Source organism: Nocardioides donggukensis (assembly GCF_014842875.1).
GTDB lineage: Bacteria > Actinomycetota > Actinomycetes > Propionibacteriales > Nocardioidaceae > Nocardioides > Nocardioides donggukensis.
In genome coordinates this window covers 225,785-251,849 of sequence record NZ_JACYXZ010000002.1, presented here as the reverse complement: position 1 = coordinate 251,849, position 26,065 = coordinate 225,785, and the positions used below count along the sequence as shown (strand labels likewise).

The window sequence follows — 26,065 nt, the reverse complement described above, 5'->3', positions numbered from 1 at the left end:
GGGCGATGCGTGGAATCCAGCGGGCTCTTGCTATGGTTTCTCCGCACTCGTCCGGGTGGCGGAATTGGCAGACGCGCTAGCTTGAGGTGCTAGTGCCCGTATTAGGGCGTGGGGGTTCAAGTCCCCCCTCGGACACACATGTGATGTCTCAGGACATCGGCATAGCCCGGACCCACGTTTGTGGGTTCGGGCTTAGTGCTTTTGGGGTAGTGGTCCGGGTGGTCTTCCTGTTCCTTGGTAGCGCTTGGAGATGTCGAGGACGAGGTCGCGCAGCAGTTCGCCAGTGGCGGCGTCGATGATGCGGATCTCGAGGTCGTCGATGAGGAGCAGGACGCGGGTTCGGGCGTGGGTTCGGCCGATGCCGATGGAGTAGAGCTGGCCTGCGTGGCGCAGGGTGACCTTGCCGCCGGAGTCGATGCGGTCGGTGCGCACTCGTGCGTGGGTGTCGCTGCTGCGGTCGCCTGGCTCGGCCTTCGGGCGCGTGCCGTAGACGGTCGCTGGGGTCGCGCGATGCGGTAGCGATCTGTGGGGGCGGTGGTGGTTGTAGGTCTCGACGAAGACGTCGATCAGGGCCTGGAGCTCGGCGAGGGTGCTGGGCTGATCCGCTTGGGCGTGTAGCCACTTCTTCAGCGTCTGCTGGAAGCGCTCGACCTTGCCGCAGGTGGTGGGGTGGTTGGGCCGGCTGTTCTTCTGGAGCACGCCGAGGCGTCGCAGCTCGTGCTCGAAGCCGTTGCGGGTGCCGGCGCCCCGGGGACCACCAGAGAGGCGGGTGGTGAAGACCATCCCGTTGTCGGTCAGCGTCGAGGCCGGGCAGCCGTGCAGATCGACCGCGGCACGGAACGTGGCCAGCACCAGCGGGCCGGTGACGCGGTGGTGGGCGGTGACCGATAGGACGTAGCGGGAGTGGTCGTCGAGCCAGGAGAGGATCTCGATGTCCGGGCCGGTGGCGAGGCGGTAGTGGGTGAAGTCGGACTGCCAGGTCTCGTTGGGCTGTTCGGCCTCGAAGCGGATGAACGAGGACCGCGGACGCTTCGACTGGTCGGGAACCACGAGTCCGTGGCGGTTCAGGATCCGCGAGATCGTCGCCCGCGAGACCTGGATGTGGTGATGGTGCTTCAGGTGCCAGCCGATCGTCTCCGGTCCGGCGTCGAGACCCTGCTGGGTCAGGTCCTTACGCAGCCGCAGCACCGTCTCGACCGTCTCGGCCGATGCTGCTGACGGTGAGCTGTGAGGGCGGCGGGACTGCGGTTCGAACGCGGCCTCGCCCTCGCGTCGGTAGCGGGCCATGAGTCGACTGACCCAGCCCTGGGAGACGCCGTAGCGGCGGGCGACCTCGGACTGGGTCTCACCGGCCAGCACGGCAGTGATCACCAAGCGACGTTTCGACATGGCCCCAGTCCGGGCCCCCGGCTATGCCGATGTCTTGAGACACGCTATGCCGATGTCTTGAGACACCCCATTCCGATGTCCTGAACCAGGACACCCCCTCGGACACACAGATCAGGAGCTCCCGACGCGGTTCTCGCGTCGGGAGCTCCTGTCGTTTCCTCAGCCCGCTGTCACCAGCTGGTCGGCTTGGTGGGCGTGTGCAGCCAGACGTCGAAGAAGGCGTCCAGGTCCTGCCCGGAGATCTCCTCGGCGAGCGCCTCGAAGTCCTCGGTGGTCGCCGTCGAGTCGTCGTACCGGGTGACCCACTCGCGGGCGGTCTCGAAGAACGCCTCGTCGCCGATCTTCACCCGAAGCGCATGCAGCGTGGCGGCGCCGCGGTCGTAGACGGCCCCGGCGAACAGTCCGAACGGCCCCGGGTCGGCGATCTCGAGGTTCCAGAACGAGCTCGTCGCGGGGCGGTTCATGACCGCGTTGAACCGCGCCTGCGCCGTGCTGCCGCCGTCGTGCTCGGTCCACAGCCAGGAGTCGTAGGTCGCCCAGCCCTCGTTGAGCCAGATGTCCTGCCAGCGGTGCGGGCTGACCGCGTTGCCGAACCACTGGTGGGCCAGCTCGTGCGCGACCGTGCCCTCGTTGGCCACCCGCGAGTAGACCGGGCGGGTCTGCGTCTCGAGCGCGTACCCGACCGAGTCGTCGTCGACGATGGCGCCGTAGGAGGTGAACGGGTAGGGCCCGAACAGCGACTCGAAGAACACGATCATCTCGCCCTGCTGGGTCAGGCCGTCGTCGGCCGTGGCGGGCAGGTCCCGGTCGATCGCGTCGATGATCGGCAGCCCGTTCGGGGCGGCGTACTCGCGCAGCTCGAAGTTGCCGACGCTGGCGGTGGCCAGGTAGGCCGCCATCTGGTCGGGCGCGTCCCACGACCAGGTCGTCCAGCCGCCGGCGCTGCGCTCACCGACGAGATCGCCGTTCGCGACGGCGACCAGGCCGTCGGGGACGGTGATGTCGAACGAGTACGTCGCCTTGTCGCGGGGGTGGTCGTTGACCGGGAACCAGGTCGCCGAGCCGTCCGGCTCGCTGACCACGATCGCTCCGTCCCGAGTGGTCACCCAGCCGTACAGCGCGCCCTCGATGTCGGTCGGGCGGATCGTCGTGCCGCCGTACTCGACGACCACCTCGACGGCGCGCCCGGTCTTCAGCTTCGGCCGCGGGGTGACGACGAGCTCGTTCTCCACCTGGCTGAAGGCCATCGGCTTCCGGCCGACCCGGACCGAGGTCGCCGTGAGCCCGCGCAGGTCGAGGTTGAACTGGTGCAGGTCCTGGGTCGGTGTGAGGTCGAGGGTCGCGGTCGCCTCGAGCGTGCCCTCCCGGGGAGCCGGGGCCGGGTCCGGCGGTGTGTACCGCAGCTCCAGGTCGTAGTGCGTGACGTCGATGCCGCCGTTGCCGGTCAGGGGGAAGTAGTCGTCCCCGATGCCGTCGCTGCCGGCCTGGTACCGCGGTGTCCCCGGGTCACCCGGGGCCGCCACGACGGCTGTCTGCCCGGCACCCAGGGCGGCGAGCGCCGCGATCCCTGCCAGGACTCCGAGTCCGCCCATCCGTGCGCCCATGCCCAACACCCCTGTTCCTCCGCCGCTCCGGCCCCCGCTTCGCATGCTAGGACCGGCGTACGTCGGGTGGAAGAGGAGGCGCCCCCAGTGAGTGGCCAGTGAGTGACCGGTCAGTGGGTCTGGCCGACCGCCGCCCTCGGGGTGAACCGGGCGACCAGTCGACCCTCGGCGACCATCGTGGCGCGGTACTCGTCCCAGTCCGGGTGGGGGTGGCCCGCGGTGGCCTCGTAGTAGGCGCAGAGGGCATCGCTGGCGGCGTCCCCCGGCGTCGTGGTCACCTCGGTGAGCTCGACCGTCCCGTCCAGGGACAGGTAGGACCACGACGAGGGCTCCGAGACGTGCAGGACGACCCGCGGGTCCCGTCGCATGTTCGCGGTCTTGGCCCGGTCGTCGGTGACCGAGATCAGGAACGTGTCACCGTCGAGCCCGTAGAGGACGTCCGAGGTCTGCGGCCTCCCGTCGGCGCGGATCGTCACCAGCACGGCGTGCTTGCGGCTGCGGGCCCAGGCGATGGCGTCGGTGGTGTCCATGCGACGCAGTCTCGACCCGGGCCCGCAGGCCGCGCAAGCGCCTCAGGCGCCGTGGGTGCCCAGGGTGCGCAGCATCGCCTGGGCCAGCGGGCCCGAGGACGCGGGGTTCTGACCGGTGTGCAGGCTCCGGTCGACCACGACGTTCTCCGACCACGGCTCGGCCTCCTGGAAGTCCGCGCCGAGGGCGACCAGCCGGTCCTGCAGGAGCCACGGCGCCTTGTCGGCGAGGCCGGCCTGCTGCTCCTCGGCGTTGGTGAAGCCGGTGACCTGGTAGCCCGCGAACGGCGAGCCGCCCTCGGCGCCCTCGGTCGCGAGGAGCGCGGCCGGGGCGTGGCAGACCACGCCGAGCGGCTTGCCCGAGGCCAGCGTGTCGGTCAGCAGCTGCGCCGAGCGCGGGTCGACGGCGAGGTCCTCCATGGGACCGTGCCCGCCCGGGTAGAACACCGCGGCGTAGTCGCCGAGGTCGACCTGCTCGAGCGTCAGCGGGTTGCGGAGCTCGGCCATCTCCTCGAGCTTCTTCTCCAGCGTGGCCGCGTTGGCCTCGCCGCCGTTGACCTCCGGAGCCAGGCTGCCCCGGTCGACGGAGGGGACCACGCCACCGGGCGTCGCCACCACGACCTCGTGGCCGGCCTGAGTGAACGCGTCGTACGGCGCCACGAGCTCCTCGGCCCAGTACCCGGTCGGGTGCTTGGTGCCGTCGGTCAGGGTCCAGTGGTCCGAGCCGGTCACGACGAACAGGATCTTGCTCACAGGTGCTCCAATGCATGGGGGCTGGATGTCCTTGGTGCTTCCCGGCCAACGACGGGGCGGCGTCGGGAATTCCCGACGCCGCCCTGCTCCGCCTCCCTGCGTGGACGTCAGACCACCCGGTACGACGAGGTCTCGGCCTCCCCGTCGGTCGCGCCGCCGTGACGCCCGCCGTGAGGACCGCCGAAGCCTCCCCGGTGCCCACGGGGCTCGCCGCTCTCGGCCCGCTCGAGCATGGCGTCGGCCTCCTCCCGGGTGATCCGGCCCTCCTCGACGGCCGCGTCCAGGCGCTCCTCGAGCGCGGCGAGCCGCTCCGCGGCGTGCTCCTCGCGCAGCTCCCCGGTGACCTTCTCCAGGGCCGCGTCCACCTCCTCGGCGTCGAGGCCGAGCTCGTCGGCCAGTCGCTCCGCCAACTCCGTCCGCATCTCGGTGTGCCGCTCCTCGGCCTCGACCGCCGAGGGCGCCCCCTGCGACTCGTCGTCGGCCGACGCGAGGGTGGGGACCCCCAGGGCGAGGGCGGCGCCGGCGGCGACGGCGGCTGCGGTCATGGTCTTCGTGCGGTTCATGGGATCTCCTCCGGTTCGGGGTCGTCCTCCGCAGCCTGTCGGGCGGATCTATGACCGACTCCGGAGCGACCTGTGAGTTCGCTGGGAACCCGCCCGGTGGCCGGACCGTCTCAACCCTGGTCGGGGGCCGCCGCCGGCCCGCTGCGCGGGAGGCGCAGGAGGAACCGGGACCCGACGCCCACGGCGGAGTCGAGGTAGACCTCCCCGCCGAAGCCCTCGACGCATCGCCGGACCGCGGCCAGGCCCAGCCCGGCCGCGTTGGGCCGCAGCATCGTGCCCGTGCTGGCGCGGGTGAAGCGCTCGAAGACCAGCTCGTGCTCGGCGCGCGGGATCCCCACGCCGGTGTCGGTCACGCTCACCTCGACCACCCCGCGCGCGTCGCCGTTCGGCTCGACCGTGGTGACCAGCACGTGGCCACCCGCGGGGGTGTAGGTCACGGCGTTCTCCAGCAGCTCGGTCAGCACCCGGGCCAGCCGGTCCTCCGGGAGGTCCACCAGCACCCGCCGCCCGAGGGGCCGGACCTCGACGACGTGCCGCCCGCGGTCCGCCTCCTCCGCACGACGGACGGTCTCCTGCACCACCGCGTCGACGTCGGCCGTCCGGCCGTGCGCCCGGCTGACGCCCTCGGGATCCAGGGACAGCAGGTTCTCGGTCATGGCCGCCAGGCGGGCAGCGTTGCGGCTGGCCGCGGCCACCATGCGGGCCTGGTCGGCCGTCAGCGGGCCGAGCTCCCCGTCGGCCAGCAGCTCCAACGAGCCCACCACGCTGGTGAGCGGGTTGCTCAGCTCCTGACCCAGGTCGTAGAGCGCTCCGGTTCCGACCCGCTCGGGCAGCACGTGCAGCACCAGGAACGGCTCGTCGACTCCCACCCGGGACATCGTCGCGTCCACGACCAGCACCGTGCCCCCGGCCGGCCGGAGCCGCACCCTGCGGGAGCGTCCGACCGACGGCGCCCGCCGGGCCCGCGGCACCACGACGTCGACCGGGTCGACCAGCGCCGACGCCGGCTCGCCGACCAGGTCGGTGGGGCGCCGCCGGCCCAGCAACGTCGCGAACGCCGCGTTCACCTCGACGACCTGCAGGTCGGGGAGGGAGAGGATCGCCGTGGGCACCGGGCTCAGGTCGAAGGCCGCGCGCCTCGCCGGGTCGCTCGGCTGTCCCGAGCCGTCTCCGGGAGGTGCTGCCATCGGTGCCGTCCCCCCTGGAAGGTCACCTGTCGGCGACGGTGGTGGGTCTGGTCGCGCGGACGCACAGGGGGTGTTCACCCGCGCGACCAGACACCCATCAATCTAGAAGCCCCCGAGGGCCACGTGGAATACGCGAGCCGTCAAGGTCGGCTCAAGGCTTCGTCAAGTGTGGACCGGGTCCTCGCCCAGGCGGTAGCCGACGCCTCGCACGGTCCGGACGAACCGGCCGCGCTGCGCGTCGTCGCCGAGCTTGCGGCGCAGGTTCCCGATGTGCACCTCGACCAGGTGGCCGTCGGCACCCCACTCCGAGCCCCAGACCTCCTGCAGGAGGTCGGCGCGCGACCAGGCGCGGTCCGGCTCCCTCATGAGGGCCGCCAGGAGACCGAACTCGGTCCGGGTCAGCTCGAGCTCCACGCCGTCGAGTACCGCCGTGTGCTTGCGGGTGTCGACGACCAGCCCGTCGCTGCGGTAGGTGTTCGACTCCGTGCGGTCGGACTCGGACTCGGTCCTGAGCCGTCGCGGCCGGCGCATGAGCGCCGCGACCCGCGCGGCGAGCTCCCGCGGGCTGAACGGCTTCGTGAGGTAGTCGTCGGCGCCGGTCTCGAGTCCCAGCAGCTTGTCCAGCTCGCCGGTGCGCCCGCTGAGGATCAGGATGTAGGCGTCGCTCTCGGCCCGGATCACCCGGCAGACCTCCATGCCGTCGAAGTCCGGCAGGGAGAGGTCGAGCGTGACCAGCTCGGGGTCGGTGCGGCGCACGGCCTCGAGCCCGGTGCTGGCGTCGGCGGCGGCGGTGACCGAGAAGCCGGAGCGCGTGAGGACCTCCGTGAGCAGCCCACGCAGGTCCGCGTCGTCCTCGACGACCACAGCCGTCAGCCGAGATCCTCCCATGGTGCACACGCTAGCGTTCCGGGTCCGGCATCGTGAGGCTTCGCGGGGTGTCCGCGAAGATTCCGGCCCGCGGACTCAGGCGTCCTGGCGGTTCCGGTCCCAGGCGTCCTCCTGGCTGACCCGCTGGGCCGGCACGGGCGAACCGTGGTTGGCGTTCCAGCAGCCCCGGCAGTAGGCGACCTGGCGGAAGGACATCGAGCGCAGCACGGCCTCGCCGCCCGGCACCTCGTCCCCGCAGTCCCTGCAGATGTGAACGGTCATTCTGATGCCCCTCCGTAGTCGGTCACGACGACATCCCCCCGCGTTCGAGTGAACTCCTCTGCTGGCCGGCGGTCAAGTACCCCTAGGCTCTGGGCGTGGTGACCTCGTTGCGGATCGGCTTCGTCCCCGGTGTCACGCCGGACAAGTGGGCACGCACCTGGCGGGAGCGGGAGCAGGTCCCGCTCGAGCTGGTGCCGGTGCCCGAGCAGGACCAGCGGCAGGCCCTGGACAACGGTTCGGTCCACATGTGCTTCGTCCGGCTCCCCCTCGACCAGGAGCGGCTGCACGTGATCCCGCTGTACGTCGAGGTCGCCGTGGTCGTCGCCCACAAGGAGCACCCGGTGGCCGCGTACGACCAGGTACCACTGGCAGATCTCGCCCACGAGCAGCTGGTGTACGGCGACGTGCCGGGCTGGTCGGAGACCGTGGTGGCCGAGCAGCTGCCGTTCCCGGAGATGAGCGTCGCGGAGGCCGTCGAGGTGGTGGCCTCGGGCACCGGCGTGGCCGTGCTGCCGATGTCACTGGCGCGGCTGCACCACCGGCGCGACGTCGTCCACCGGCCCGTGCCGGAGCTGCCCGGCACCCGGGTCGCGCTGGCCTGGCCGACCGCGACCGAGGAGGACGAACTGGTCCAGACCTTTGTCGGCGTTGTCCGCGGCCGGACCGCCCGGAGCTCGCGAGGACCGGTCAGCGACCGGGCACCGACACCTGCGCCGTCACCCGACCGGAGACGTAGTGGCGGACCCCGGCGCGGACGCGGACGGAGATGACGGTCCCGGCGTCGCGCTCCTGTAGCCGGTAGAACCGGTGGACCTGTCCGACGAGGGGCTCGCCGTCGCGGAACCACTGGTGCTCGAGACTGCTCGGCGCCGGTGACCACGCGCCGTCGGAGACGACCAGGGTGCTCCCGACCTCGGGGGTCCCGGAGATCGTCGGCGCCGCGGTGCTGAGGACCGGCCGGTCCGGGCGGACCAGCGTCACCGTCCACCTCACCGGGTCCAGGCGACGGCCGTTCCGGCGGACCTTGGTGACCCGCACCCGGTAGCTCAGCTCCTGCCCGACGGAGGGTCGCTTCACCCTCGACATCTGCCAGACGAGGGTGTTGGGGCCCATGCCGTCCTTCACCTTCCGGCGGGTCAGCGGGATCCGGTTGCCCTTCGGACCGAGGACCCGGACCCGCGCCCGGGAGAAGTCGGTCCCCGGCCGCGAGGCGCTGAGGGACCAGCGCCCGCGCGGCTCCAGCGGCGAGGGGAAGGCACCCCGGGCGGGCCAGGGCACGTACGACGGCACCGGCTCGCTGTGCTGCGGCATCCCCACCACGGCGAGGGCGTTGGCCCGACGCGTGGAGCCGCTGGCCATGCGCGCGGTCCGCGGGTTGAAGAGCCAGCGGCGGTGGCCCACCTGCTTGTTGTGCCGGCCCGGGTCGAGGACGTACTGCGTGATCGCGGGTGCTCCGCGCACCGTGCTGCCCAGGGCCAGGTTGGACCGACCGGCCGTGCGGGCCGCGAGCTTGGTCCGGCAGGCCCAGGACTGCGGAGGGTCGTGGCTGAGGGCCCGGTTGGCGTCCATCATCAGCGCCGTCTGCTGGACCGCCCCGTCCAGGTCGCCGAGCACCCCCACCGGTCGCAGCCCGGCCACCGCCCGGAAGTAGTTGATCTGGGCGAACGTCGAGGCCGTCACCGCGTCGGAGGGCCGACCCGGTCGGCATGCGGACACGTCGCCGCTCCAGGAGAAGGGGGCCTGCTCGTGCACCAGCCAGCTGTCGTAGAAGCCGTCGATCACGGACTCGGCGCGAGCCCGGTGGTGCTGGTAGCTCGAGGAGTCGACCGCCTGGGCCGGGACCCCCAGCGCGACGACGGCCCCCACCACCGTCGGGCAGGCCACCAACGCTGCACGAAGTCTCATGAATCGTCCCCAAGTCGCGTGTCGCTGCGTCATCAGCGAGCATGGGGATGCTATTGAGGGCGCGCGTGGCGCGTGTGACGAAGAGTGAAAAGGGGATCCGGTGGTCTAGTCGTGACCGGTGGGGCCCGCGGGACTCACCAGCTCGACGACAGGGGCCTGCCCTCGTGGAACCCGGCGGCCGACTGGAGGCCGACCACGGCCCGCTCGTGCAGCTCGCCGAGCGTGGTGGCGCCGGCGTACGTGCAGGCCGACCGGACCCCCGAGCAGATCTGGTCGATGAGGTCCTCCACGCCCGGTCGCTGCGGGTCGAGGTACATCCGCGAGGAGCTGATCCCCTCCTCGTAGAGCCCCTTGCGGGCCCGGTCGTAGGCGGACTCCCCCGTGGTCCGGTTGGCGACAGCCCGGGCCGAGGCCATGCCGAACGACACCTTGAACTCGCGCCCGTCCGGATCGACCATCAGGTCGCCCGGGGACTCGTGGGTGCCGGCGAACCACGAGCCGATCATCACCGAGGACGCGCCTGCCGCCAGGGCCAGGGCGACGTCGCGCGGGTGCCGCACCCCACCGTCGGCCCAGACCCGTCGACCCAGGCCGCGGGCGGTGGCCGCGCACTCGGCCACCGCCGAGAACTGGGGCCGGCCGACCCCGGTCATCATCCGGGTGGTGCACATCGCGCCGGGGCCGACGCCGACCTTGACGATGTCCGCGCCGGCCTCGATAAGGGTGCGGGTCCCCTCGGCCGAGACCACGTTGCCCGCGGCGACGGGCACGCCCGGATCGCCGGCCCGGATCGCCCGCAGCGCCTCCACCATCCGGTCCTGGTCGCCGTGGGCAGTGTCGACGACCAGGCAGTCGACCCCCGCGGCCACCAGCTCCTTCGCCTTGGCGGCCACGTCCCCGTTGACCCCCACCGCCGCGGCGACCCGCAGCGCGCCGTCGCCGTCGACGGCGGGACGGTAGAGCGTGGCCCGCAGCGCACCGATCCGGGTGAGCACCCCGAGCAGGCGTCCCTCCTCGTCGACGGCCGTGGCCAGCGGGACCCGGGCGGCGTCGAGGGCGTCGAAGGCCGCTCGCGGGTCGGCGTCCGCGGCCAGCCGGACGAGCTGCCGGTCCATGACGTCCTGGACCTGGGCGAACCGGTCCACCTCCCCGCAGTCGGCCAGGCCGACCACGCCGACCGGACGCCCCTCCTGCACGACCACGGCGGCACCGTGGGAGCGCTTCGGGATGAGCGCGAGCGCCTCGGCCACCGTCTGGTGCGGCGTCAGCTCGATCGGGGTGTCGAACACCAGGTGCCGGGACTTGACGAACCTGACCACCTCGGCCACCACGGGGATCGGGATGTCCTGAGGGATGACGGTCAGCCCACCGCGCCGGGCCACGGTCTCGGCCATCCGCTTGCCGGCCACCGCCGTCATGTTGGCCACGACCAGTGGCAGGGTCGCGCCGGTGCCGTCGTCGGTGGCCAGCTCGACGTCGTACCGACTGGCGACCGCGGAGTGCCGCGGGACCATGAAGACGTCGTCGTAGGTCAGGTCGTGCGGCGGGGCCGCGTCGTCGAGGTAGCGCACGTCGACGAATCTACCGCCCGGTCCGGCTACGTGGCGGAGACCCCGATCCGGCCCTCACGGAAGGCCGCGACGAACAACGCGTGGTCCTCGCGCACCCGGTCGGCGTACTCGAGGCCGAAGTCGGTCACCCAGGCCGTGAACTCCTTGCGGCGCCGGTCCAGCCCGTCGGCGATCGCGTCCTCCACCTGGAAGTCGACCAGGTCCTGCTCGCTGTCCTCGTCGGAGGCGCAGTGGATCTTGGCGGTGGCCCGCCCCAGCAGCTCGACCACCTGGGCGATGTCGTCCGGCTCGGTGAGGTCGTCCCAGTCGAGGTCGACCTCGTACGGCGACAGCTCGGCGACGACGTACCCCGCACCGTCGATCGTGGTGTGCCCGAGCATCGGGTCGGTGTGCACCTGCAGGGCCCGCTGGCTCACCACGGTCCGCTGCCCCTCGTTCGCGAAGTAGGACTCGACCCTCGCGGTGTCCACGAAGCGGCTGACGGCCGGGACGTTGGCCTGCTTCATGGTCAGCACCACGTCGTTGTCGAGCGCCTCGCTCCATCCCTCGACGAGCAGGTTGTAGGCGGGCAGCCCGGCGCTCCCGATCCCGAACCCCGACTTCCCGACGACGTCGCGCAGCTCGTAGAACAGGTCGCGGTCGTAGCGCTTGTCCGCGGGGATGGTCTCCAGGTAGCGGCCGAACGCGGCCACCACCTTCTCCCGCTCGGTCTTCTTCAGCCGCCGGATGGTCGGGTCCTCGCGGAACCGCCGCTCCCCCGCCTCCCGGGCGGTCGTGCCGGCCAGCAGGTCGGCCCGCTTGCGGCAGCGCGCGGTCACCAGCGCGTCGTGGATGGGCCCGCTGGTGTTGTCCAGGTGCAGCGCGAAGTCCTCGTCGTCCTCCGTGCGGCGGTAGTGGTCGACCTGGGACAGGTAGGCGCGCAGGTAGCGGCCGATCAGGCGGCGTACGTCGTCCTCGGGCAGTGCCTTCTGCCAGCCGACCAGAGCCAGCGAGGCGGCGAAGCGCTGCAGGTCCCAGGTGAAGTGGCCGACGTACGCCTCGTCGAAGTCGTTGACGTCGAAGACCATCCGGCCGTCCGAGTTCAGGTAGGTCCCGAAGTTCTCGACGTGCAGGTCCCCGTGGATCCAGATCCGGTCGCTCCGGTCGGTGACGTAGGGGTCCTCCATCCCGGTCACGTCGGCGTAGAACAGGCAGGCGGTGCCGCGGAAGAACGAGTGCGGGTCGGCCGCCATCTTGCGGTACTTCCCCCGGAAGGCCACGGGATCGGCCTTCATGAGGTCCGCGAAGGCGTCGTCGAGCACGCTGACGATCCGGTCGGTGCGCTTGTCCGTGGTGGTCATCCCCCCACCCTGCCACGCCTGGGGTCGGGTACTCAGTCGCAGTTGGGTGCGCGGGCGGGTCCCCCGCGGGGCGCGACGCGGGAGTCTCGTGGCATGACGAACACACCCAAGACCACGATGACCAACGCCTTCTACGCACAGGCGGCGATCTCCTTCGGGATCGCCCTGCTGGCGATCCTCTGGGCGATCCTCTACCTGCCCGTCGACCCCTGGATCCGCGCCTTCCTCGGCATCGCCACCCTGTTCCTCACCACGTCGTCCTTCACGCTCGCCAAGTGCGTGCGCGACGCCCACGAGAGCTCGGCCGTGGTGTCGCGGCTCGACCAGGCCCGCGTCGAGAAGATCCTGGCCGAGCACGACCCCTTCAACCAGCTCGGCTGAGCGCGCCGCCCTACTGCAGCTGGGCGCTGGACAGGCCGAGCAGCCGGCGGGCGACGATGAGCTGCTGGATCTGCTGGGTGCCCTCGAAGATGTCGAGGATCTTGGAGTCCCGCGCCCACTTCTCCAGCAGCTCGCCCTCGGAGTAGCCGACCGCCCCGGCCAGCTCGACGCAGCTCAGGGTGACGTCCGAGCCGACGCGACCGGCCTTGGCCTTCGCCATCGAGGCCTCCAGCGAGTTCGGCTCCCGGTTGTCGGCCATCCAGGCCGCCTGGAGCGTGAGCAGCCGGGCGCCCTCCCAGTCGGACTCGAGCCGGAGGAAGGTGGCGGCCGCAGCCGACTGGGTCTGGGCCGGCCGGTCGTAGTCGACGACGACGCCGGCGTCGGCCAGCAGCTCCCGGGTCAGGTCGAGCGCGGCCCGGGCGCACCCGATCGCCATCGCGGCGACGAGCGGCCGGGTGTTGTCGAAGGTGGCCATCGCGCCGGCGAAGCCCTGCTTGACGTCGACGTCGGGGGTGCCGAGGAGGTTCTCGGCCGGCACCCGGCAGTCCTCGAAGATGATCACCGCGGTGTCCGAGGCCCTGATCCCCAGCTTGTGCTCGAGGCGCTCGACCCGCATCCCGGGCGTGCCCTTGGTGACGACGAAGGACTTGATCGCCGCCCGGCCCAGCGACCTGTCCAGGGTCGCCCAGACCACGACGCTGTCCGCGCGCTCACCCGAGGTGACGAAGATCTTCTCGCCGTTGAGGACGTACTCGTCACCGTCCTTGCGGGCGGTGGTGGTGATGTTCGCCGAGTCCGACCCGATGCCGGGCTCGGTGATGGCCATCGCCGCCCACGTGCCCCGGAGCCGCTCGAGCTGCTCGTCGCTGGCGACCGACGCGATGGCGGAGTTGCCGAGGCCCTGGCGGGGCATGCTCAGGAGCAGGCCGACGTCGCCCCAGCACATCTCGGCGACGGAGAGCACCGAGGCGAGGTTCGCGCCGTTCCGGCTGGGGCCCCGGTCCGGCTCGCCCTCGTCGCGGCGTACCCCGGCGGCGCCGGCGCCCTCGGAGGCGCCGGACTCGGAGAGCCCGTCGATCATGGCCGCGAGCATGTCGAGCTCCTTGGGGTACTCGTGCTCGGCACGGTCGTACTTGCGGGAGATCGGCCGCAGCATGTTCATCGCGACCTGGTGGGCCTGGTCGACCAGCGCCCGGTGCTTCCTGGGGGTCTCGAGGTTGATCATCAGACCAACACCCCTCCTTCCATGACGCCGATGGCCCGCAGGTCGCGGTACCACCGCTCGACGGGGTGCTCCTTGACGAACCCGTGGCCCCCGAGCAGCTGGACGCCGTCCAGGCCGATCCGCATCCCGTGGTCGGCGCAGGCCTTGCGGGCCAGCGCGACCTCCCGGCCGATGTCCTTGCCCTGCGCGGCGCGGGCGGCGGCCCGGTAGGTCAGCAGCCGCATCGCCTGGAGCTCGATGCCGATGTCGGCGACCATGAACGCCACCGACTGCCGGTGCGCGATCGGCTCGCCGAACGCCTCCCGCTCCTTGACGTACGGCGTCACGTAGTCGAGCACGGCCTGACCGGTGCCGACCGCGAGGGCGCACCACGCCAGTCGGGAGAGTCGGACGCACTCGGTGTACGTCGACCCGTCGGCCTGGCCGAGCACGGCGCCGGCCGGGACCCGGACGCCGGACAGCCGGACCCGGGTCATGGCGGCGGCGCGCAGGCCCATGGCCGGGTCGCCCTCGACCTCGAGGCCGTCGGCTCCGGACTCGACCAGGAACAGCACCGGCCGACCCTCGAGCTGTGCGCCGACGACGAACAGCTCGGCGTCGGCGCCCCGCGGGACCAGGCTCTTGACGCCGTCGAGGACGAAGCCGTCAGCCGTGCGGGTGGCGGTGGTCGCCGGCGACAGCACGTCGTAGAGGACGCCCGGCTCGGTGAGCGCGAGGGCGGCCGCCGGGACGTCGTCACCGGTGAACTCGGGGAGGTAGGTGGCCTGCTGCTCGTCGGTGCCCCACAGGGACAGTGCGGTGGCCACGGCACCGGGGGCCAGGGTGGCGACGGCGAGGCCCATGTCGCCCCGGGCCAGAGCCTCGGCGACCAGCGTGCCGGCGACCGCCGAGCGCTCCTCGGAGATCCCGCCCAGCTGCTCGGGGACCCCGAGGATCGGAAGGCCGATCTCCTGGCTGGCGGCGAGCAGCGACTCGGGGGCGAGGCAGGTCTCGTCGGCCTGCGCGGCGGCGGGGCGCAGGACCTCGGCGGCGAGCTCGGTGACCACGTCGACCAGCATCTGCTCGTCCTCGGTGGGGGTGAGGTCGAAGACGCCGCTCGGGTTCGCCGACGGGACCCGGAGGCCCGGGTGGCCCGGCCGGCCCCGGCGCGTGAACGCCCGGCTGGCGGCACCGGCGGCCCGGAACCCCCCGCGGGTCACCGTGAACACGCCCCGCTCGGCCGGGCGGCGGAGGCCGAGCCGGTCGATCAGCTCGCTCTGCGCGAGCTTGTTGAGGGCCAGCACGGCGTAGCCGATCGGATCGCGGGACTCGGTGCCGCTCACGCCGTGCTTGCCACCCGGCGACACCGCGCTCCTGGTTGCCTTGATGAGGGACATGATCGAAATGTAACTCGGAGTTACACTTCGCGCCACACCTCGCGTCCATGACCCGGGTCACGCCGCCCTAGACTGGGCGACCATGGCGATCACGACTCCCGGGGACCCTGCCGGGCCGGCCCCGCACGCGCCGTACGGACCGCTCCCCGAGGGGGGCACGGTCCGCCCGATCACCCGCTGGGGCACACCGGTCATGCACGCACCGCAGCAGCGGGTCACGGCGTTCGATGACGACCTCGCCGCCCTGGTGGCGGACATGGTGGCCACGATGCGGGCCGCCGACGGCGTCGGCCTGGCCGCCTGCCAGATCGGGGTCGACCTGGCGGTCTTCGTCGTCGACTGCCCGGACGCGTCCGGACGGCAGGTGCAGGGCGTCGTCTGCAACCCGGTGCTGACGCTGCCGGAGGGCAAGGACCGCCGGCTCGACGACGACGACGAGGGCTGCCTGTCGTTCCCGGGCGCCTACGTCGAGTGCGCCCGCCCCGACGCGGCCGTCGTCGAGGGGGCCGGCCTGGACGGCTCGCCGGTGCGGTTCGAGGGCGACGGGCTGCTGGCCCGGGCGCTCCAGCACGAGACCGACCACACCAACGGGACCGTCTTCGGCGACCGGCTCAGCGCCAAGGCGCGCAAGCGGCTCGGCAAGCAGCACGACAAGGCCGTCGAGGAGTTCCCGGACGGCTGGCCGGCCGACGACCGGACCTGACCGGCACTCAGCGGGTCTCGTCCTGCGCGCGCATGCTGTGCAGGAGGGCGACCACCCGGTCGTCCGGCACGAGGACGCTCGAGGCGGGGTCGCGAGGCGCGGCGGCATCGCCGTGCAGCTGCCGGTGCAGGACCTCCATCCGGTGGTCCAGGTCGGCCGCGGTGTGGGCGGCCTCGCGCAGCTCGTCGACCATCTCCTGGGGCACCGCGGCGTCGAACTTGTAGTAGATCTTGTGCTCGAGGCTGGCCCAGAAGTCCATGGCGACGGTGCGCAGCTGGACCTCGATGACGACCGGCACGATCCGGTCGGACAGGTGGACCGGGACCTCGACGAGGGCGTGCAGGCTGCGGTAGCCGTTGGGCTTGGGCTGCGCGACGTAGTCCTTGACCTGGCGCACCGTGAGGTCGGGCTGGTCGGCCAGCATCTCGTAGACCCGGTAGACGTCGGAGACGAAGCTGCAGGTGACCCGCACTCCCGCGATGTCGGTGATCTCCGAGCGGATCTCCTCGAACGTCGGGCCGCACCCGCGCCTCGCCACCTTCTCCATGATCGACTCGGGCGACTTGAGGCGGGACTGCACGTGCTCGATCGGGTTGTAGGAGTGCAGGTGCGCGAACTCCTCCTGCAGGATCGAGATCTTCGTCGCCACCTCGTCGATGCCGAACTTGTACTGCATCATGAAGCGGGTGAACTGCTCCCTCAGCTGGTGCAGGTCGCTGAGGGTCTCCAGGTCGATCGGCTGCCCGTTGTCGAGGTCCACCACACCACCGTAGGGCGTCGCCGCGTGCGAGACTCGCGCACATGAGCACCGCGGCGCTGAGCAAGCAGTACCTGACCGTCCACGGCAGGCGGATGGCCTACCACGAGGTCGGAACGGGCGACCCGATCGTGCTCCTGCACGGCAACCCGACCTCGTCGTACCTCTGGCGGAACGTGCTCCCGCACCTGTCCGGTCGGGGCCGCTGCATCGTGCCGGACCTCCTCGGACAGGGCGACTCGGACAAGCTCGACGACCCCGGCGCCGACTCCTACACGTTCGTCGAGCATCGCGAGCACCTCGACGGACTGCTCGACCGGCTCGACCTCGGGGACCGGGTCACGCTGGTCGTCCACGACTGGGGCTCGGCACTGGGCTTCGACTGGGCGAACCGGCACCGCGACCGGGTCGCCGGCATCGCCTACATGGAGGCCATCGTCCGACCGGTCACGTGGGAGGAGTGGCCGGAGTCGGCTCGGGGCATCTTCCAGGGCCTCCGCTCGGAGGCGGGTGAGTCGATGGTCCTGGAGAAGAACCTGTTCGTCGAGGCGATCCTGCCGGCGTCGATCCTGCGCACCCTCGAGGACGAGGAGATGGAGGAGTACCGCCGTCCGTTCGCCACTCCCGGCGAGGACCGCCGTCCCACCCTGACCTGGCCGCGCCAGATCCCGATCGACGGCGAGCCCGCCGACGTGGCCGAGATCGTCGCGTCGTACGCCGAGTGGCTGGCCGCCTCGCAGGTGCCCAAGCTCTTCGTCAACGCCGATCCGGGCACGATCCTGACCGGGCCGCAGCGCGAGTTCGCCCGCACCTGGCCGAACCAGACCGAGGTCACCGTCCCCGGCCTGCACTTCATCCAGGAGGACAGCCCGGACGAGATCGGCGAGGCCATCGCCGCCTGGCTGACGGACCGCCGGACGCCCTGAGGCGGACCGGCCCCCGGAGGAGGCGGTCCACCCGGCGTCAGCAGGATCAGGGCATTGTCGGTGGGCACGCCTACACTCGAACACATGAGCGAACCGCGTCTCATCCTCGAAGCCGCCCGGAGCCGACTCTCGACCTCGGACCTCGGCGAGCTGGTGGAGCGGCTGGCGATGATCGAGAGGGCGGCCGACGACGAGGAGCGGGTCGGCCGGCTGGAGGCACTGGAGCGGATCAAGGCGGCCGCGGCCGGGGCTCAGGCCAGGATCACCCAGGCCCTCGCCCGGTCGCAGTCGGCCGGGATCGAGGCTGCCACGATCTGCGGCGGCCGCCGTCTCGACCCGGACGTGAGCATCGGGGCACAGGTCGGCCTCGCGCGGCGCGAGGGCCCGCACCGAGGACGCCGGCACCTCGAGCTCGCCCGGGCACTGACCTGCGACCTCCCCCACACACTGGGCGCGCTCAGCTGCGGGGACCTCTCCGAGTCGCGGGCCATGGTGATCGCCGACGAGACGGCGCAGCTGGGCGCCGCGGACCGTCGTGCCGTCGACGTCGAGCTGGCGAGGGATCGATCGGTCCCGCACCGAGGCGACCGCCAGCTCCGCGAGCAGGTGCGCCGGATCGTGCACCGGGTGGACGCGGCGGCCACCGGCCGTCGGTTCGCGGCCGCCCGTGCCGCCCGCCGGGTGACCGCCCGCACGCTGCACGACGGCACCGCCCGGATCTCGGCAGTCGTCCGGCAGGAGCACTACGCCACGGTGCTGCAGGCCCTGGGCGAGGCGGCCGACTCGGCCCGGGCTGCGGGCGACGGCCGCACCCGCGACCAGGTCAAGGCCGACGTGCTGGTCGAGCGCGTGACCGGCGCCGATCCGGTCCGGCCGGTCGGGGTGCGGGTGAATCTGGTCGTCGGCACCGAGACCCTGTTCGGCTCGAGCGACGAGCCCGGCCAGCTGCGGGGCGCCGGCTCCCTGCCTGCCTCGCTGTGCCGCGACGTGGTGCGGCGCGCGACCCGGGAGGGGCTGGCCAGCCTGCGCCGGGTGTTCGCGTTCCCGGCGGACCACGACCTGGTCGCCATGGAGTCGATGTCCCGCACCTTCCCCGCCGGGCTCGCCGAGCTGATCGCGGTGCGGGACGGCGACACCTGTCGCACCCCGTGGTGCGACGCCCCGATCCGGCACCGCGACCACGTCGTGCCGGTGCGCGAGGGTGGGCAGACCTCGGCCGTCAACGCCCAAGGCCTCTGCGAGGCCTGCAACTACGCCAAGGAGGCGCCCGGGTGGGTCGCGGCGCCGATGCTCACCGAGCCCCGGCACACCGTGGTCACGGTGACGCCGGCCGGGCACGCCTACCGCACGCACTCCCCGCCGCTGCCCGGTAGGCGCGACACCTCCCCACCCGCGCGGCTGGAGGCCGCGCTCGTGGACCACCTGACGGCGTCCTGACCTTCGTCGGTCACTCGGTGGGGTCCGGGCACAGGAACGGGGGACGGTCCCCTCCCGCGTGGTACTCGTAGGTCTCGCCGTCGACCGAGAGCGTGATCCTCGTGCCCTCGACCAGGGCCTGCGTGTACATCGTGCCCTGCTCGGCGCACCCCAGGCTGCCGTCGCGCCAGGTGACGTCCTCGACGGAGTCCACGGTGATCGCCGCGTCCTCGACGGAGAGCTCGGCGGCGAGGTCGGCCACCGCGGCGCGGGCCGGGTCGGAGTCGGCACCCGGCGCCGACGCGGTCGGAGGGGTCATGGGCGCGTCGTCTCCTCCGCTGTCGGCACCGGTGTCCTGCGTGGGCGCGCACGCGCCCAGCAGCAGGCTGCCACACAGGGCCGCGCCCGCGAGCCGGACGCGGGAGGCGGGTGCGGTCTGTCGGTGACGGTGGATCATCCCGAGAATCATCATGGTGGGTGTGACGCCGCAGCGCTCCGAGGGGTTCCCCCGCGCCGGGGCCGTCAGCGCCGGGCCGTCTCGTAGCAGGCGATCGCCGTCGCCGCGGCCACGTTGAGCGAGTCGATCCCCTCGCGCATCGGGATCGTGGCCCGCCGGTCGGCGGTCTGCTCCCAGCGCGGTGAGAGTCCGTGCCCCTCCGAGCCGAGCACCAGCGCGACCCGGTCGAGCCCCGCGACCGCTCGGTCGACCGGCACCGCGTCGGGGGCGAGAGTGAGGGCGACCGTCGTGAAGCCCCGCTCGGAGAGGGCGGGCAGGGCGCCGGCCCAGTCGGAGGTACGGGTCCACGGGACGGAGAACACCGCGCCCATCCCCACCTTCACCGCACGCCGGTAGAGCGGATCCGCGCACCGCGGCGAGAGCAGGACCGCGTCGAAGCCCAGCGCGGCACCGCTGCGGAAGATCGCACCCACGTTCGTGTGGTCGACGATGTCCTCGAGCACCAGCACCGAGCGGGCGCCCGCCAGCACGGAGTCGAGCGAGGGCAGCGGCCGCCGCTCCAACGACGCCAGCGCCCCACGGTGCACGTGGAAGCCGGTGACCTCCTCAGCCAGCTTCTCCTCGACCACGAAGCAGGGCGCGTCGGAGCGGTCCAGGACGTCCGCGAGGCCCTCCAGCCACCGCTCGGCCATGAGGAAGGACCGGGCCGGGAAGCCGGCCTCCAGCGCCCGACGGACCACCTTCTCGCCCTCGGCGAGGAAGAGCCCGTGCTCGGCCTCGAGGTGCTTGCGCAACGAGACGTCCCGCAAGTCGCGGTAGTCCGCGAGACGCGGGTCGGCGCCGTCCGCGACCCGGATCAGCTCAGCCATCGTGACCCGGCGCGGAGACGGCGACCACGTCGCCGACGACGATGATCGCCGGGGGCCGGACCGCGGCGGCCTCGAGGTCGGCCTCGAGGCCCGCCAGCGTCGACCGCACGGTCCGCTCCCCCGGCATCGTGCCCTCCATGACGACCGCGACCGGGGTGTCCCTCGATCGACCCCCGGCGATGAGGGCCGAGGCGATCGCCGGCGCGTTCTGCACGGCCATGAGCAGCACCACGGTGCCTCGCAGCGCGGCCACGGCCGGCCACTCGACGAGCGAGTCCGGATGTCCGGGGGGCAGGTGCCCCGAGATGACCGTGAACTCGTGGGCGACCCCGCGATGGGTGACCGGGATGCCGGCCCGGGCGGGCACCGAGATGGCCGACGTCAGCCCCGGCACGACGGTCACCGGGACCCCGGCCTCGGCGCAGGCGAGGACCTCCTCGTAGCCGCGGCCGAAGACGAAGTTGTCACCGCCCTTGAACCGGACCACCCGCTTGCCGGCGCGGGCGTGCTCGATCAGCACCCGATTGATCTCCTCCTGGGAGGCGGACCGTCCGCGGGGCAGCTTCGCGACGTCGATCAGCTCGACCCCCGGGGCCAGCTCGTCGAGGAGCTCGCGCGGCGCGAGCCGGTCGGCCACCACGACGTCGGCCGACGCCAGCGCGTTGCGGGCGGCGATCGTGACCAGCTCGGGGTCCCCCGGCCCGCCGCCGACCAGGACCACGCCGGGCGTCCGGTCCTGGGCGATGCTGATCACGCCCTCGCGCAGGGCCTGCATGATCTCGTCGCGCATCCCGGCCGACCTGCGCGGCTCGCGGTTGGCCAGCACCGCCACCGTGAGCCCCTCGTGCCGGCCGATCGCCGGGGTCCAGGCGGAGGCCTCACGGGCGTCGTCGGCACGGACGCAGAAGATCCGGCGCTCCTCCGCGGCCAGGGAGACCGCCTCGTTCACGGCCCGGTCGTCGGTCGCGGCGATGACGTACCACGCACCGTCCAGGTCTGCCTCCCGGAACGGGCGCAGGGCGATCGTGATCTCCGCCGCCAGGCCCTCGATGGCGGGCGTGACCTCGGGTGAGACCACGTGCACCTCGGCGCCGGCCCCGATCAGCACCGGGACCCGGCGCTGGGCCACGTGCCCACCGCCGACCACCACGACCCGGCGCCCGGCCAGCCGGAGCCCGGAGGGGTAGGGCGGGTACGACGGGTGGTCGCTCACGAGCCGATCCCCGCGTCGTCGAAGGTGGCCATGTCCCGGAGCACGGCCGCCGAGGCCCGCACCAGCGGGAACGCCAGCGCGGCACCGGTGCCCTCCCCCAGCCGGAGGTCGAGCTCGACGAGCGGGCGCAGGCCGAGCAGCGCCAGCGCGGCGTGGTGGCCGGGCTCGGTGCTGCGGTGCCCGGCGAAGCAGTGGTCGACCGCGTCCGGGGCCAGGGCCCGCACGACGAGGGCGGCAGCACCGGCGATGACGCCGTCGAGGACGACGGGCACCCGTCGGGAGGCCGCGCCGAGCACCAGCCCGACCAGGCCGGCGTGCTCGAGCCCCCCGACCTCGGCGAGCACGTCGATGGGGTCGGCGTCCTCGGCGAGCCGACCCACGGCGCCGGCCACGAGGTCCGTCTTGTGCTTGAGGGTGGCGTCGTCCACGCCCGTGCCAGGTCCGGTGACCTCCTCGGCCGGCAGCCCCGTGAAGTGCGCGACCAGGCAGGCCGACGCCGTGGTGTTGCCGATGCCCATGTCGCCGGTCGCGATCACGCCGTACCCGGCGTCGACCAGCTCGGCCGCCACCCCGATGCCCACCTCGATCGCCTGCTCGGCCTCGGTCCGGCTCATGGCGGGGCCGTGCGCCAGGTCGGCGGTCCCGCGACGCACCTTGCGGGACCAGACGACGGCGTCCTCGTCGACGTCGCCGACGACCCCGATGTCGACCACGACGACGGTGCCACCCGCCTCGGCCGCGAGGACGTTGACGGCGGCGCCACCTCTGCGGAAGTTCTCCACCATGGCGCCGGTGACCTCCTGGGGCCACGGCGTGACCCCGCTCGCCACGACCCCGTGGTCGGCGGCGAACACGGCGACCACGAACTCGTCGGGGTACGGCGGCGGGCAGGTCCCGTGGATCCCCGCCAGCCGCACCGAGGCGTCCTCCAGGACGCCGAGCGACCCGGCCGGCTTGGTGAGCTCGGCCTGCCGACGGCGCGCGGCCTCCATCGCAGGGGCGTCCAGGGGGCGGATCGCCGCGAGGGCAGCGGGGAGCAGCGGCTCGGTGGTCACCGCGCCATTGTCCATCGACGGGGTTGGGGCCGGGTGACTAGGTTCGGAGCATGAGCCTCGACCGACCTGTCGCCCCCGACCCCTACGACCTGTTGCCTGCGGTGCCGTCGTTCTCGGTGACCAGCACCGACGTCACGGACGGCCAGCCGCTGAAGCCCGACCAGGTGGCCGACGGCGGGAACACCTCGCCCCAGCTGAGCTGGTCCGGCGCACCCGAGGGCACGCAGTCCTACGTGGTCACCTGCTTCGACCCCGACGCCCCCACCCCGAGCGGGTTCTGGCACTGGGTCCTGGTCGACCTGCCGGCGGAGGTGACCTCCCTCGAGACCGGTGCCGCCGAGGGCGAGCTGCCGGGGAACGCCTTCCACGTGCGACACGACGGCAGCGGGAAGGGCTTCATGGGCGCCGCTCCCCCGCCGGGCGACCAGGTGCACCGCTACCAGTTCGTGGTGCACGCGGTCGGCGAGCGGCACCTCGGTGTCGACGGCGACTCGAGCCCCGCGGTGGTCGCGTTCAACCTGGCCTTCAAGACCCTGGGCCGGGCGATCATCACCGGCACCTACGCGCACTGAGGCGCGGGCGCCCCACGGGGCGCCCGTCTTAGCGACCCAGCAGCGTCTCGAAGGGCTCCGGCTCGTCGAGATCGTCGAGACCGTCGGGGTCGGGGTCCTCGGGCCCGAGCGGTCGCCCGGCCACGAGGTCGGCCAGCTCGCCCGCGGCCCGCGCCACCCGGTCGGCGAGTCGACCGTCGGCGGCGCTGCCGAAGTCCTCGCTGGCGGCGAAGACCGCGGTGGGCACCGTGAGCGCCCGGTGGTAGGCGAACAGGGGGCGCAGGGCGTGCTCGAGCGCCAGTGAGTGGCGGGCGGTGCCCGCGGTCGCGGCGAGCAGCACCGGCGTGCCCGCCAGCGTGCCCGGCTCCAGCACGTCGAAGAACGACTTGAACAGGCCGCTGTAGGACGCGCTGAAGACGGGTGTCACCGCGATCACGGCGTCCGCCCGGCGGATGGCGGCGACCGCCTCGACGAGGTCCCCCGCGGGGAATCCGGTGAGGAGGTGGTCGGCGAGCGGATGGGCGAGTGGCCGCAGCTCGACGATCCGGGTCGCCACCGACTCACCGAGGGCGGCCAGGGAGGCCTCGGTGGCGGCGGCCAGCCGGTCGGCGAGCAGCCTGGTCGACGACGGCACCCCCAGCCCGGCGGAGACCACCACGACGTGCCGGGTCATCGCTCGGCCGCCACGGCGCGGGCGCCGAGCTCGTCCAGGGACGGTGCGGCGTGCTCACGGGCCGCCCGGAGTGTCGCGTGGGTGGGTGCGTCCGGCACGTGGACGGGCTTCCGGGCGGCGAACTCGCGACGGAGCACGGGCACGACCTCCTCGCCGAGCAGGTCGAGCTGCTCCAGCACCGTCTTCAGGGGCAGCCCCGCGTGGTCCATCAGGAACAGCTGCCGCTGGTAGTCCCCGACGTACTCCCGGAAACCCAGGGTGCGCTCGATCACCTGCTGGGGCGAGCCGACCGTGAGCGGGGTCTGCGACGTGAAGTCCTCGAGGGAGGGTCCGTGGCCGTAGACCGGGGCGTTGTCGAAGTACGGGCGGAACTCGCGCACCGCGTCCTGGCTGTTGTGCCGCATGAACACCTGCCCGCCCAGGCCCACGATCGCCTGGTCCGCGGAGCCGTGACCGTAGTGCTCGAAGCGGCGTCGGTACAGCGCCACCATCTGACGGGTGTGCGACGCCGGCCAGAAGATGTGGTTGGCGAAGAAGCCGTCGCCGTAGTAGGCCGCCTGCTCGGCGATCTCGGGGGTCCGGATCGAGCCGTGCCACACGAACGGCGGTACGCCGTCCAGCGGTCGGGGCGTCGCCGTGAACCCCTGCAGGGGCGTGCGGAACCTGCCCTCCCAGTCGACGACCTCCTCGCGCCAGAGCCGGCGCAGCAGGGCGTAGTTCTCGACCGCCAGCGGGACGCCGTCACGGATGTCCTTGCCGAACCACGGGTAGACCGGGCCGGTGTTGCCCCGGCCGAGCATCAGGTCGACCCGGCCGTCGGAGAGATGCTGGAGCGTCGCGTAGTCCTCCGCGATCCGCACCGGGTCGGTGGTGGTGATCAGCGTGGTGGAGGTGGACAGCAGCAGCCGCTCGGTCACGGCGGCGATGTAGGCGAGGGTGGTGGTCGGTGCCGACGGCACGAACGGCGGGTTGTGGTGCTCGCCGGTGGCGAAGACGTCGAGTCCCACCTCCTCGGCCTTCCGGGCGATCGTGATCGTGTCCCGGATCCGCTCGTGCTCGGTCGGGGTCCGTCCCGTGGTGGGGTCCGGGGTGACGTCTCCGACGGTGAAGATGCCGAACTGCATGCGACCACCTCCTGCTGGTTGAAGGAGCAACGACCTCTCAACAGCCCTCCGTGGTCGGCTATTCCGGCGACAATGTGCCGGTGAGACCTCGCTCCTGCCCGGCCTGGGTGCCGGCCGCCGTCCTGCTCGCGACCGTGGCGCAGCTGCTCGTGGCGGAGTACTGGCCCGGCATCGAGCGGTTCGCCGACAAGGCGTTCGGCGCCCGGCTGGTGGCCTACCCCCTGCTGATGCTGGCGGTCCCCGTCGCGTGGTGGCTGGTCTCCCGTCGGCGCGCGGACCCCGCCGCCCCGCCGTACGGCGCGTTCACGCTGGTCATGCTGCCGTTCCTCGTCGACGTCACCGGCAACAGCCTCGACCTCTACGACGCGGTCGCCTGGTGGGACGACCTGAACCACTTCGGCAACTGGCTGCTGCTGTGCACCGGCCTCGGGCTCATCGTCTGCGCCCGGGTGCGGCCGCGGTGGGCCGTGGTCGTCCTGGTCACCGGCATCGGCGCCCTCCTGGCCATCGGGTGGGAGCTGGGCGAGTGGTACACGTTCATCCGCCACGGCACCGAGCTCGACACCGCCTACGAGGACACGCTCGGCGACGAGGCGCTCGGCACCCTGGGCGCCTTCGTGGCCGGCCTGGTCGTGGCGTCGGTGCTGGGGCGTCGACGGGCACGGACCGAGGCACCCCGGGCCGCGGCGGGCTAACGCGGAACGGCGGTCACGACGACGTTGGAGAGGTACTGCGACCCGTCCCAGTCCTCACAGGTCACGATCGCCAGCCGGCCCGGGCCGTCCTGCCGGAAGAGCTCCTCGGCGCGCCGGGCGAGCTCGCCCTTGGAGAACTCCTCCACCCGCCGCACCACGTAGTCGACGGTGTCGGCTCCCGTGCCCACGGTGACCGGGTCGCCGGGCCGCACCTCCTCGAGGTCGTCCAGCGCACCACCCCCGGTCGAGACCGTGTGGCCGGTGACCAGGGTCGTGCCGGTCGACGCGCCCGGCGCCGCACCGGCCGCCCACCAGCCGATGACCTGCGGATCGGCCGGAGGCACCAGCACCTCGCCCTGTGCCGCGATCGGCACCACTGGGGCGTCCACCGCCAGCGACGGCAGCACCAGGCGCTCGGGCGGCCGGCCGGGGGTCTGCGGCGACTCGGGATCCGCCGACGTCTCGAGCCGCGGCCGGGCGCCCACCCGGAAGGACCGGTCCGGCGCGGACACCTGCGCGGCGACCTCGCCGGACCCCTCACCGGGACCCTGGGCAGGCGCCGGGGCGGTGGACACGAGGCCGAGGCCACCGAGGCCGGCCAGCACGGCCCCGGTGGCGACGACGAGCGTCGCCACCGGGCCGATCGGACGGATCAC

General features: G+C 72.7%; 28 protein-coding genes and 1 tRNA gene. 8 read left to right on the top strand and 21 right to left on the bottom strand.

The genetic code is table 11. The annotated features are described in order from the left end of the window. Positions 1 to 49 precede the first annotated feature (49 nt). A tRNA-Leu gene (locus IE331_RS07585) sits at positions 50 to 135 on the top strand. A 57-nt stretch (positions 136 to 192) separates the two neighbouring features. Here the strand turns inward: IE331_RS07585 and IE331_RS07580 are convergent. The 8 genes from IE331_RS07580 to IE331_RS07545 form a co-directional block, all read right to left on the bottom strand. After that, positions 193 to 1,371 carry an IS481 family transposase gene (locus IE331_RS07580; protein ID WP_201931378.1) on the bottom strand — a complete coding sequence of 393 codons (1,179 nt, stop codon included), beginning with the start codon at positions 1,369 to 1,371 and terminating at the stop codon, positions 193 to 195. A gap of 188 nt (positions 1,372 to 1,559) precedes the next feature. Next, on the bottom strand, positions 1,560 to 2,993 hold the full coding sequence (locus IE331_RS07575; protein ID WP_201931376.1) for a M1 family metallopeptidase: 1,434 nt from the start codon (positions 2,991 to 2,993) through the stop codon (positions 1,560 to 1,562). Between the two features lie 110 nt (positions 2,994 to 3,103). Then, positions 3,104 to 3,523, bottom strand: coding sequence for a PPOX class F420-dependent oxidoreductase (locus tag IE331_RS07570; RefSeq protein WP_192142198.1), 420 nt, complete (start codon positions 3,521 to 3,523; stop codon positions 3,104 to 3,106). 42 nt (positions 3,524 to 3,565) lie between these two features. Continuing rightward, positions 3,566 to 4,273, bottom strand: a complete 708-nt coding sequence (locus IE331_RS07565) for a type 1 glutamine amidotransferase domain-containing protein (protein WP_192142197.1) — start codon at positions 4,271 to 4,273, stop codon at positions 3,566 to 3,568. Positions 4,274 to 4,380: 107 nt separating this feature from the next. Next, positions 4,381 to 4,836 (bottom strand): hypothetical protein, encoded by a 456-nt coding sequence (locus IE331_RS07560; RefSeq protein ID WP_192142195.1) that lies wholly within the window; start codon positions 4,834 to 4,836, stop codon positions 4,381 to 4,383. A 110-nt stretch (positions 4,837 to 4,946) separates the two neighbouring features. Beyond that, positions 4,947 to 6,023, bottom strand: a complete 1,077-nt coding sequence (locus IE331_RS07555) for a sensor histidine kinase (RefSeq protein ID WP_192142193.1) — start codon at positions 6,021 to 6,023, stop codon at positions 4,947 to 4,949. A gap of 162 nt (positions 6,024 to 6,185) precedes the next feature. Further along, complete coding sequence (locus IE331_RS07550) at positions 6,186 to 6,911, bottom strand: response regulator transcription factor (protein WP_192142191.1); 726 nt, start codon at positions 6,909 to 6,911, stop codon at positions 6,186 to 6,188. Positions 6,912 to 6,986: 75 nt separating this feature from the next. Beyond that, positions 6,987 to 7,172, bottom strand: a complete 186-nt coding sequence (locus tag IE331_RS07545; RefSeq protein ID WP_192142189.1) for a hypothetical protein — start codon at positions 7,170 to 7,172, stop codon at positions 6,987 to 6,989. Positions 7,173 to 7,267: 95 nt separating this feature from the next. On the opposite strand from IE331_RS07545, the gene IE331_RS07540 reads away from it, so the two are divergent. Further along, a complete protein-coding gene (locus tag IE331_RS07540) occupies positions 7,268 to 7,942 on the top strand; it encodes a LysR family substrate-binding domain-containing protein (protein WP_192142187.1) in 675 nt (224 codons plus the stop codon). Here the strand turns inward: IE331_RS07540 and IE331_RS07535 are convergent. The 3 genes from IE331_RS07535 to IE331_RS07525 all read right to left on the bottom strand — a co-directional run bounded on the left by IE331_RS07535 (position 7,860) and on the right by IE331_RS07525 (position 11,988). Further along, the gene (locus IE331_RS07535; protein ID WP_192142185.1) at positions 7,860 to 9,077 is read right to left on the bottom strand and encodes a CAP domain-containing protein; all 1,218 of its coding nucleotides are present in this window, start codon (positions 9,075 to 9,077) and stop codon (positions 7,860 to 7,862) included. The genes IE331_RS07540 and IE331_RS07535 overlap by 83 nt on opposite strands. A 134-nt stretch (positions 9,078 to 9,211) precedes the next feature. Further along, the gene (locus tag IE331_RS07530) at positions 9,212 to 10,648 is read right to left on the bottom strand and encodes a GuaB1 family IMP dehydrogenase-related protein (RefSeq protein WP_192142183.1); all 1,437 of its coding nucleotides are present in this window, start codon (positions 10,646 to 10,648) and stop codon (positions 9,212 to 9,214) included. Between the two features lie 26 nt (positions 10,649 to 10,674). Further along, complete coding sequence (locus tag IE331_RS07525) at positions 10,675 to 11,988, bottom strand: DUF2252 domain-containing protein (protein ID WP_192142181.1); 1,314 nt, start codon at positions 11,986 to 11,988, stop codon at positions 10,675 to 10,677. A 93-nt stretch (positions 11,989 to 12,081) separates the two neighbouring features. On the opposite strand from IE331_RS07525, the gene IE331_RS07520 reads away from it, so the two are divergent. Further along, positions 12,082 to 12,369: a YiaA/YiaB family inner membrane protein gene (locus IE331_RS07520; RefSeq protein WP_192142179.1), complete on the top strand. Its 288-nt coding sequence runs from the start codon at positions 12,082 to 12,084 to the stop codon at positions 12,367 to 12,369. A gap of 10 nt (positions 12,370 to 12,379) precedes the next feature. On the opposite strand, the gene IE331_RS07515 is transcribed toward IE331_RS07520, so the two are convergent. Then, complete coding sequence (locus IE331_RS07515; RefSeq protein WP_192142177.1) at positions 12,380 to 13,594, bottom strand: acyl-CoA dehydrogenase family protein; 1,215 nt, start codon at positions 13,592 to 13,594, stop codon at positions 12,380 to 12,382. Then, entirely contained in the window at positions 13,594 to 14,970 is a 1,377-nt protein-coding gene (locus tag IE331_RS07510) for an acyl-CoA dehydrogenase family protein (RefSeq protein ID WP_192142175.1), read from the bottom strand. Before IE331_RS07510 ends, IE331_RS07515 begins: the two co-directional genes overlap by 1 nt. Before the next feature lie 82 nt (positions 14,971 to 15,052). Here IE331_RS07510 and def point away from each other — a divergent pair, with 82 nt between their 5' ends. Continuing rightward, positions 15,053 to 15,673 (top strand): peptide deformylase, encoded by a 621-nt coding sequence (gene def / locus IE331_RS07505; protein WP_192142174.1) that lies wholly within the window; start codon positions 15,053 to 15,055, stop codon positions 15,671 to 15,673. Positions 15,674 to 15,680: 7 nt separating this feature from the next. On the opposite strand, the gene IE331_RS07500 is transcribed toward def, so the two are convergent. Further along, positions 15,681 to 16,433: a GTP pyrophosphokinase gene (locus IE331_RS07500; RefSeq protein WP_318646793.1), complete on the bottom strand. Its 753-nt coding sequence runs from the start codon at positions 16,431 to 16,433 to the stop codon at positions 15,681 to 15,683. A gap of 41 nt (positions 16,434 to 16,474) precedes the next feature. Between IE331_RS07500 and IE331_RS07495 the strand changes: the two genes are divergently transcribed. Beyond that, positions 16,475 to 17,356, top strand: coding sequence for a haloalkane dehalogenase (locus IE331_RS07495; RefSeq protein ID WP_192142173.1), 882 nt, complete (start codon positions 16,475 to 16,477; stop codon positions 17,354 to 17,356). 84 nt (positions 17,357 to 17,440) lie between these two features. Continuing rightward, positions 17,441 to 18,793: an HNH endonuclease gene (locus tag IE331_RS07490; protein WP_192142172.1), complete on the top strand. Its 1,353-nt coding sequence runs from the start codon at positions 17,441 to 17,443 to the stop codon at positions 18,791 to 18,793. A gap of 10 nt (positions 18,794 to 18,803) precedes the next feature. Here the strand turns inward: IE331_RS07490 and IE331_RS07485 are convergent, their stop codons facing one another. From IE331_RS07485 to cobT, 4 genes are all read right to left on the bottom strand, one after another. Further along, entirely contained in the window at positions 18,804 to 19,229 is a 426-nt protein-coding gene (locus IE331_RS07485; protein ID WP_192142171.1) for a hypothetical protein, read from the bottom strand. A 65-nt stretch (positions 19,230 to 19,294) separates the two neighbouring features. Continuing rightward, a complete protein-coding gene (locus IE331_RS07480) occupies positions 19,295 to 20,098 on the bottom strand; it encodes a TrmH family RNA methyltransferase (protein ID WP_192142170.1) in 804 nt (267 codons plus the stop codon). Continuing rightward, a complete protein-coding gene (cobA, locus tag IE331_RS07475) occupies positions 20,091 to 21,311 on the bottom strand; it encodes a uroporphyrinogen-III C-methyltransferase (RefSeq protein WP_192142168.1) in 1,221 nt (406 codons plus the stop codon). The genes IE331_RS07480 and cobA overlap by 8 nt, the downstream gene beginning before the upstream one ends. Further along, positions 21,308 to 22,366, bottom strand: a complete 1,059-nt coding sequence (cobT, locus tag IE331_RS07470; RefSeq protein WP_201931374.1) for a nicotinate-nucleotide--dimethylbenzimidazole phosphoribosyltransferase — start codon at positions 22,364 to 22,366, stop codon at positions 21,308 to 21,310. Before cobT ends, cobA begins: the two co-directional genes overlap by 4 nt. A gap of 50 nt (positions 22,367 to 22,416) precedes the next feature. Here cobT and IE331_RS07465 point away from each other — a divergent pair, with 50 nt between their 5' ends. After that, positions 22,417 to 22,938, top strand: coding sequence for a YbhB/YbcL family Raf kinase inhibitor-like protein (locus tag IE331_RS07465; protein WP_192142164.1), 522 nt, complete (start codon positions 22,417 to 22,419; stop codon positions 22,936 to 22,938). 28 nt (positions 22,939 to 22,966) lie between these two features. Here the strand turns inward: IE331_RS07465 and IE331_RS07460 are convergent, their stop codons facing one another. Further along, a complete protein-coding gene (locus tag IE331_RS07460) occupies positions 22,967 to 23,590 on the bottom strand; it encodes a CE1759 family FMN reductase (protein ID WP_192142162.1) in 624 nt (207 codons plus the stop codon). Further along, the gene (locus IE331_RS07455) at positions 23,587 to 24,714 is read right to left on the bottom strand and encodes an LLM class flavin-dependent oxidoreductase (protein WP_192142160.1); all 1,128 of its coding nucleotides are present in this window, start codon (positions 24,712 to 24,714) and stop codon (positions 23,587 to 23,589) included. The genes IE331_RS07460 and IE331_RS07455 overlap by 4 nt, the downstream gene beginning before the upstream one ends. An 80-nt stretch (positions 24,715 to 24,794) precedes the next feature. On the opposite strand from IE331_RS07455, the gene IE331_RS07450 reads away from it, so the two are divergent. After that, positions 24,795 to 25,409 carry a hypothetical protein gene (locus tag IE331_RS07450; protein ID WP_192142158.1) on the top strand — a complete coding sequence of 205 codons (615 nt, stop codon included), beginning with the start codon at positions 24,795 to 24,797 and terminating at the stop codon, positions 25,407 to 25,409. On the opposite strand, the gene IE331_RS16495 is transcribed toward IE331_RS07450, so the two are convergent. Continuing rightward, positions 25,406 to 26,065, bottom strand: a complete 660-nt coding sequence (locus IE331_RS16495; protein ID WP_201931372.1) for a class F sortase — start codon at positions 26,063 to 26,065, stop codon at positions 25,406 to 25,408. The genes IE331_RS07450 and IE331_RS16495 overlap by 4 nt on opposite strands.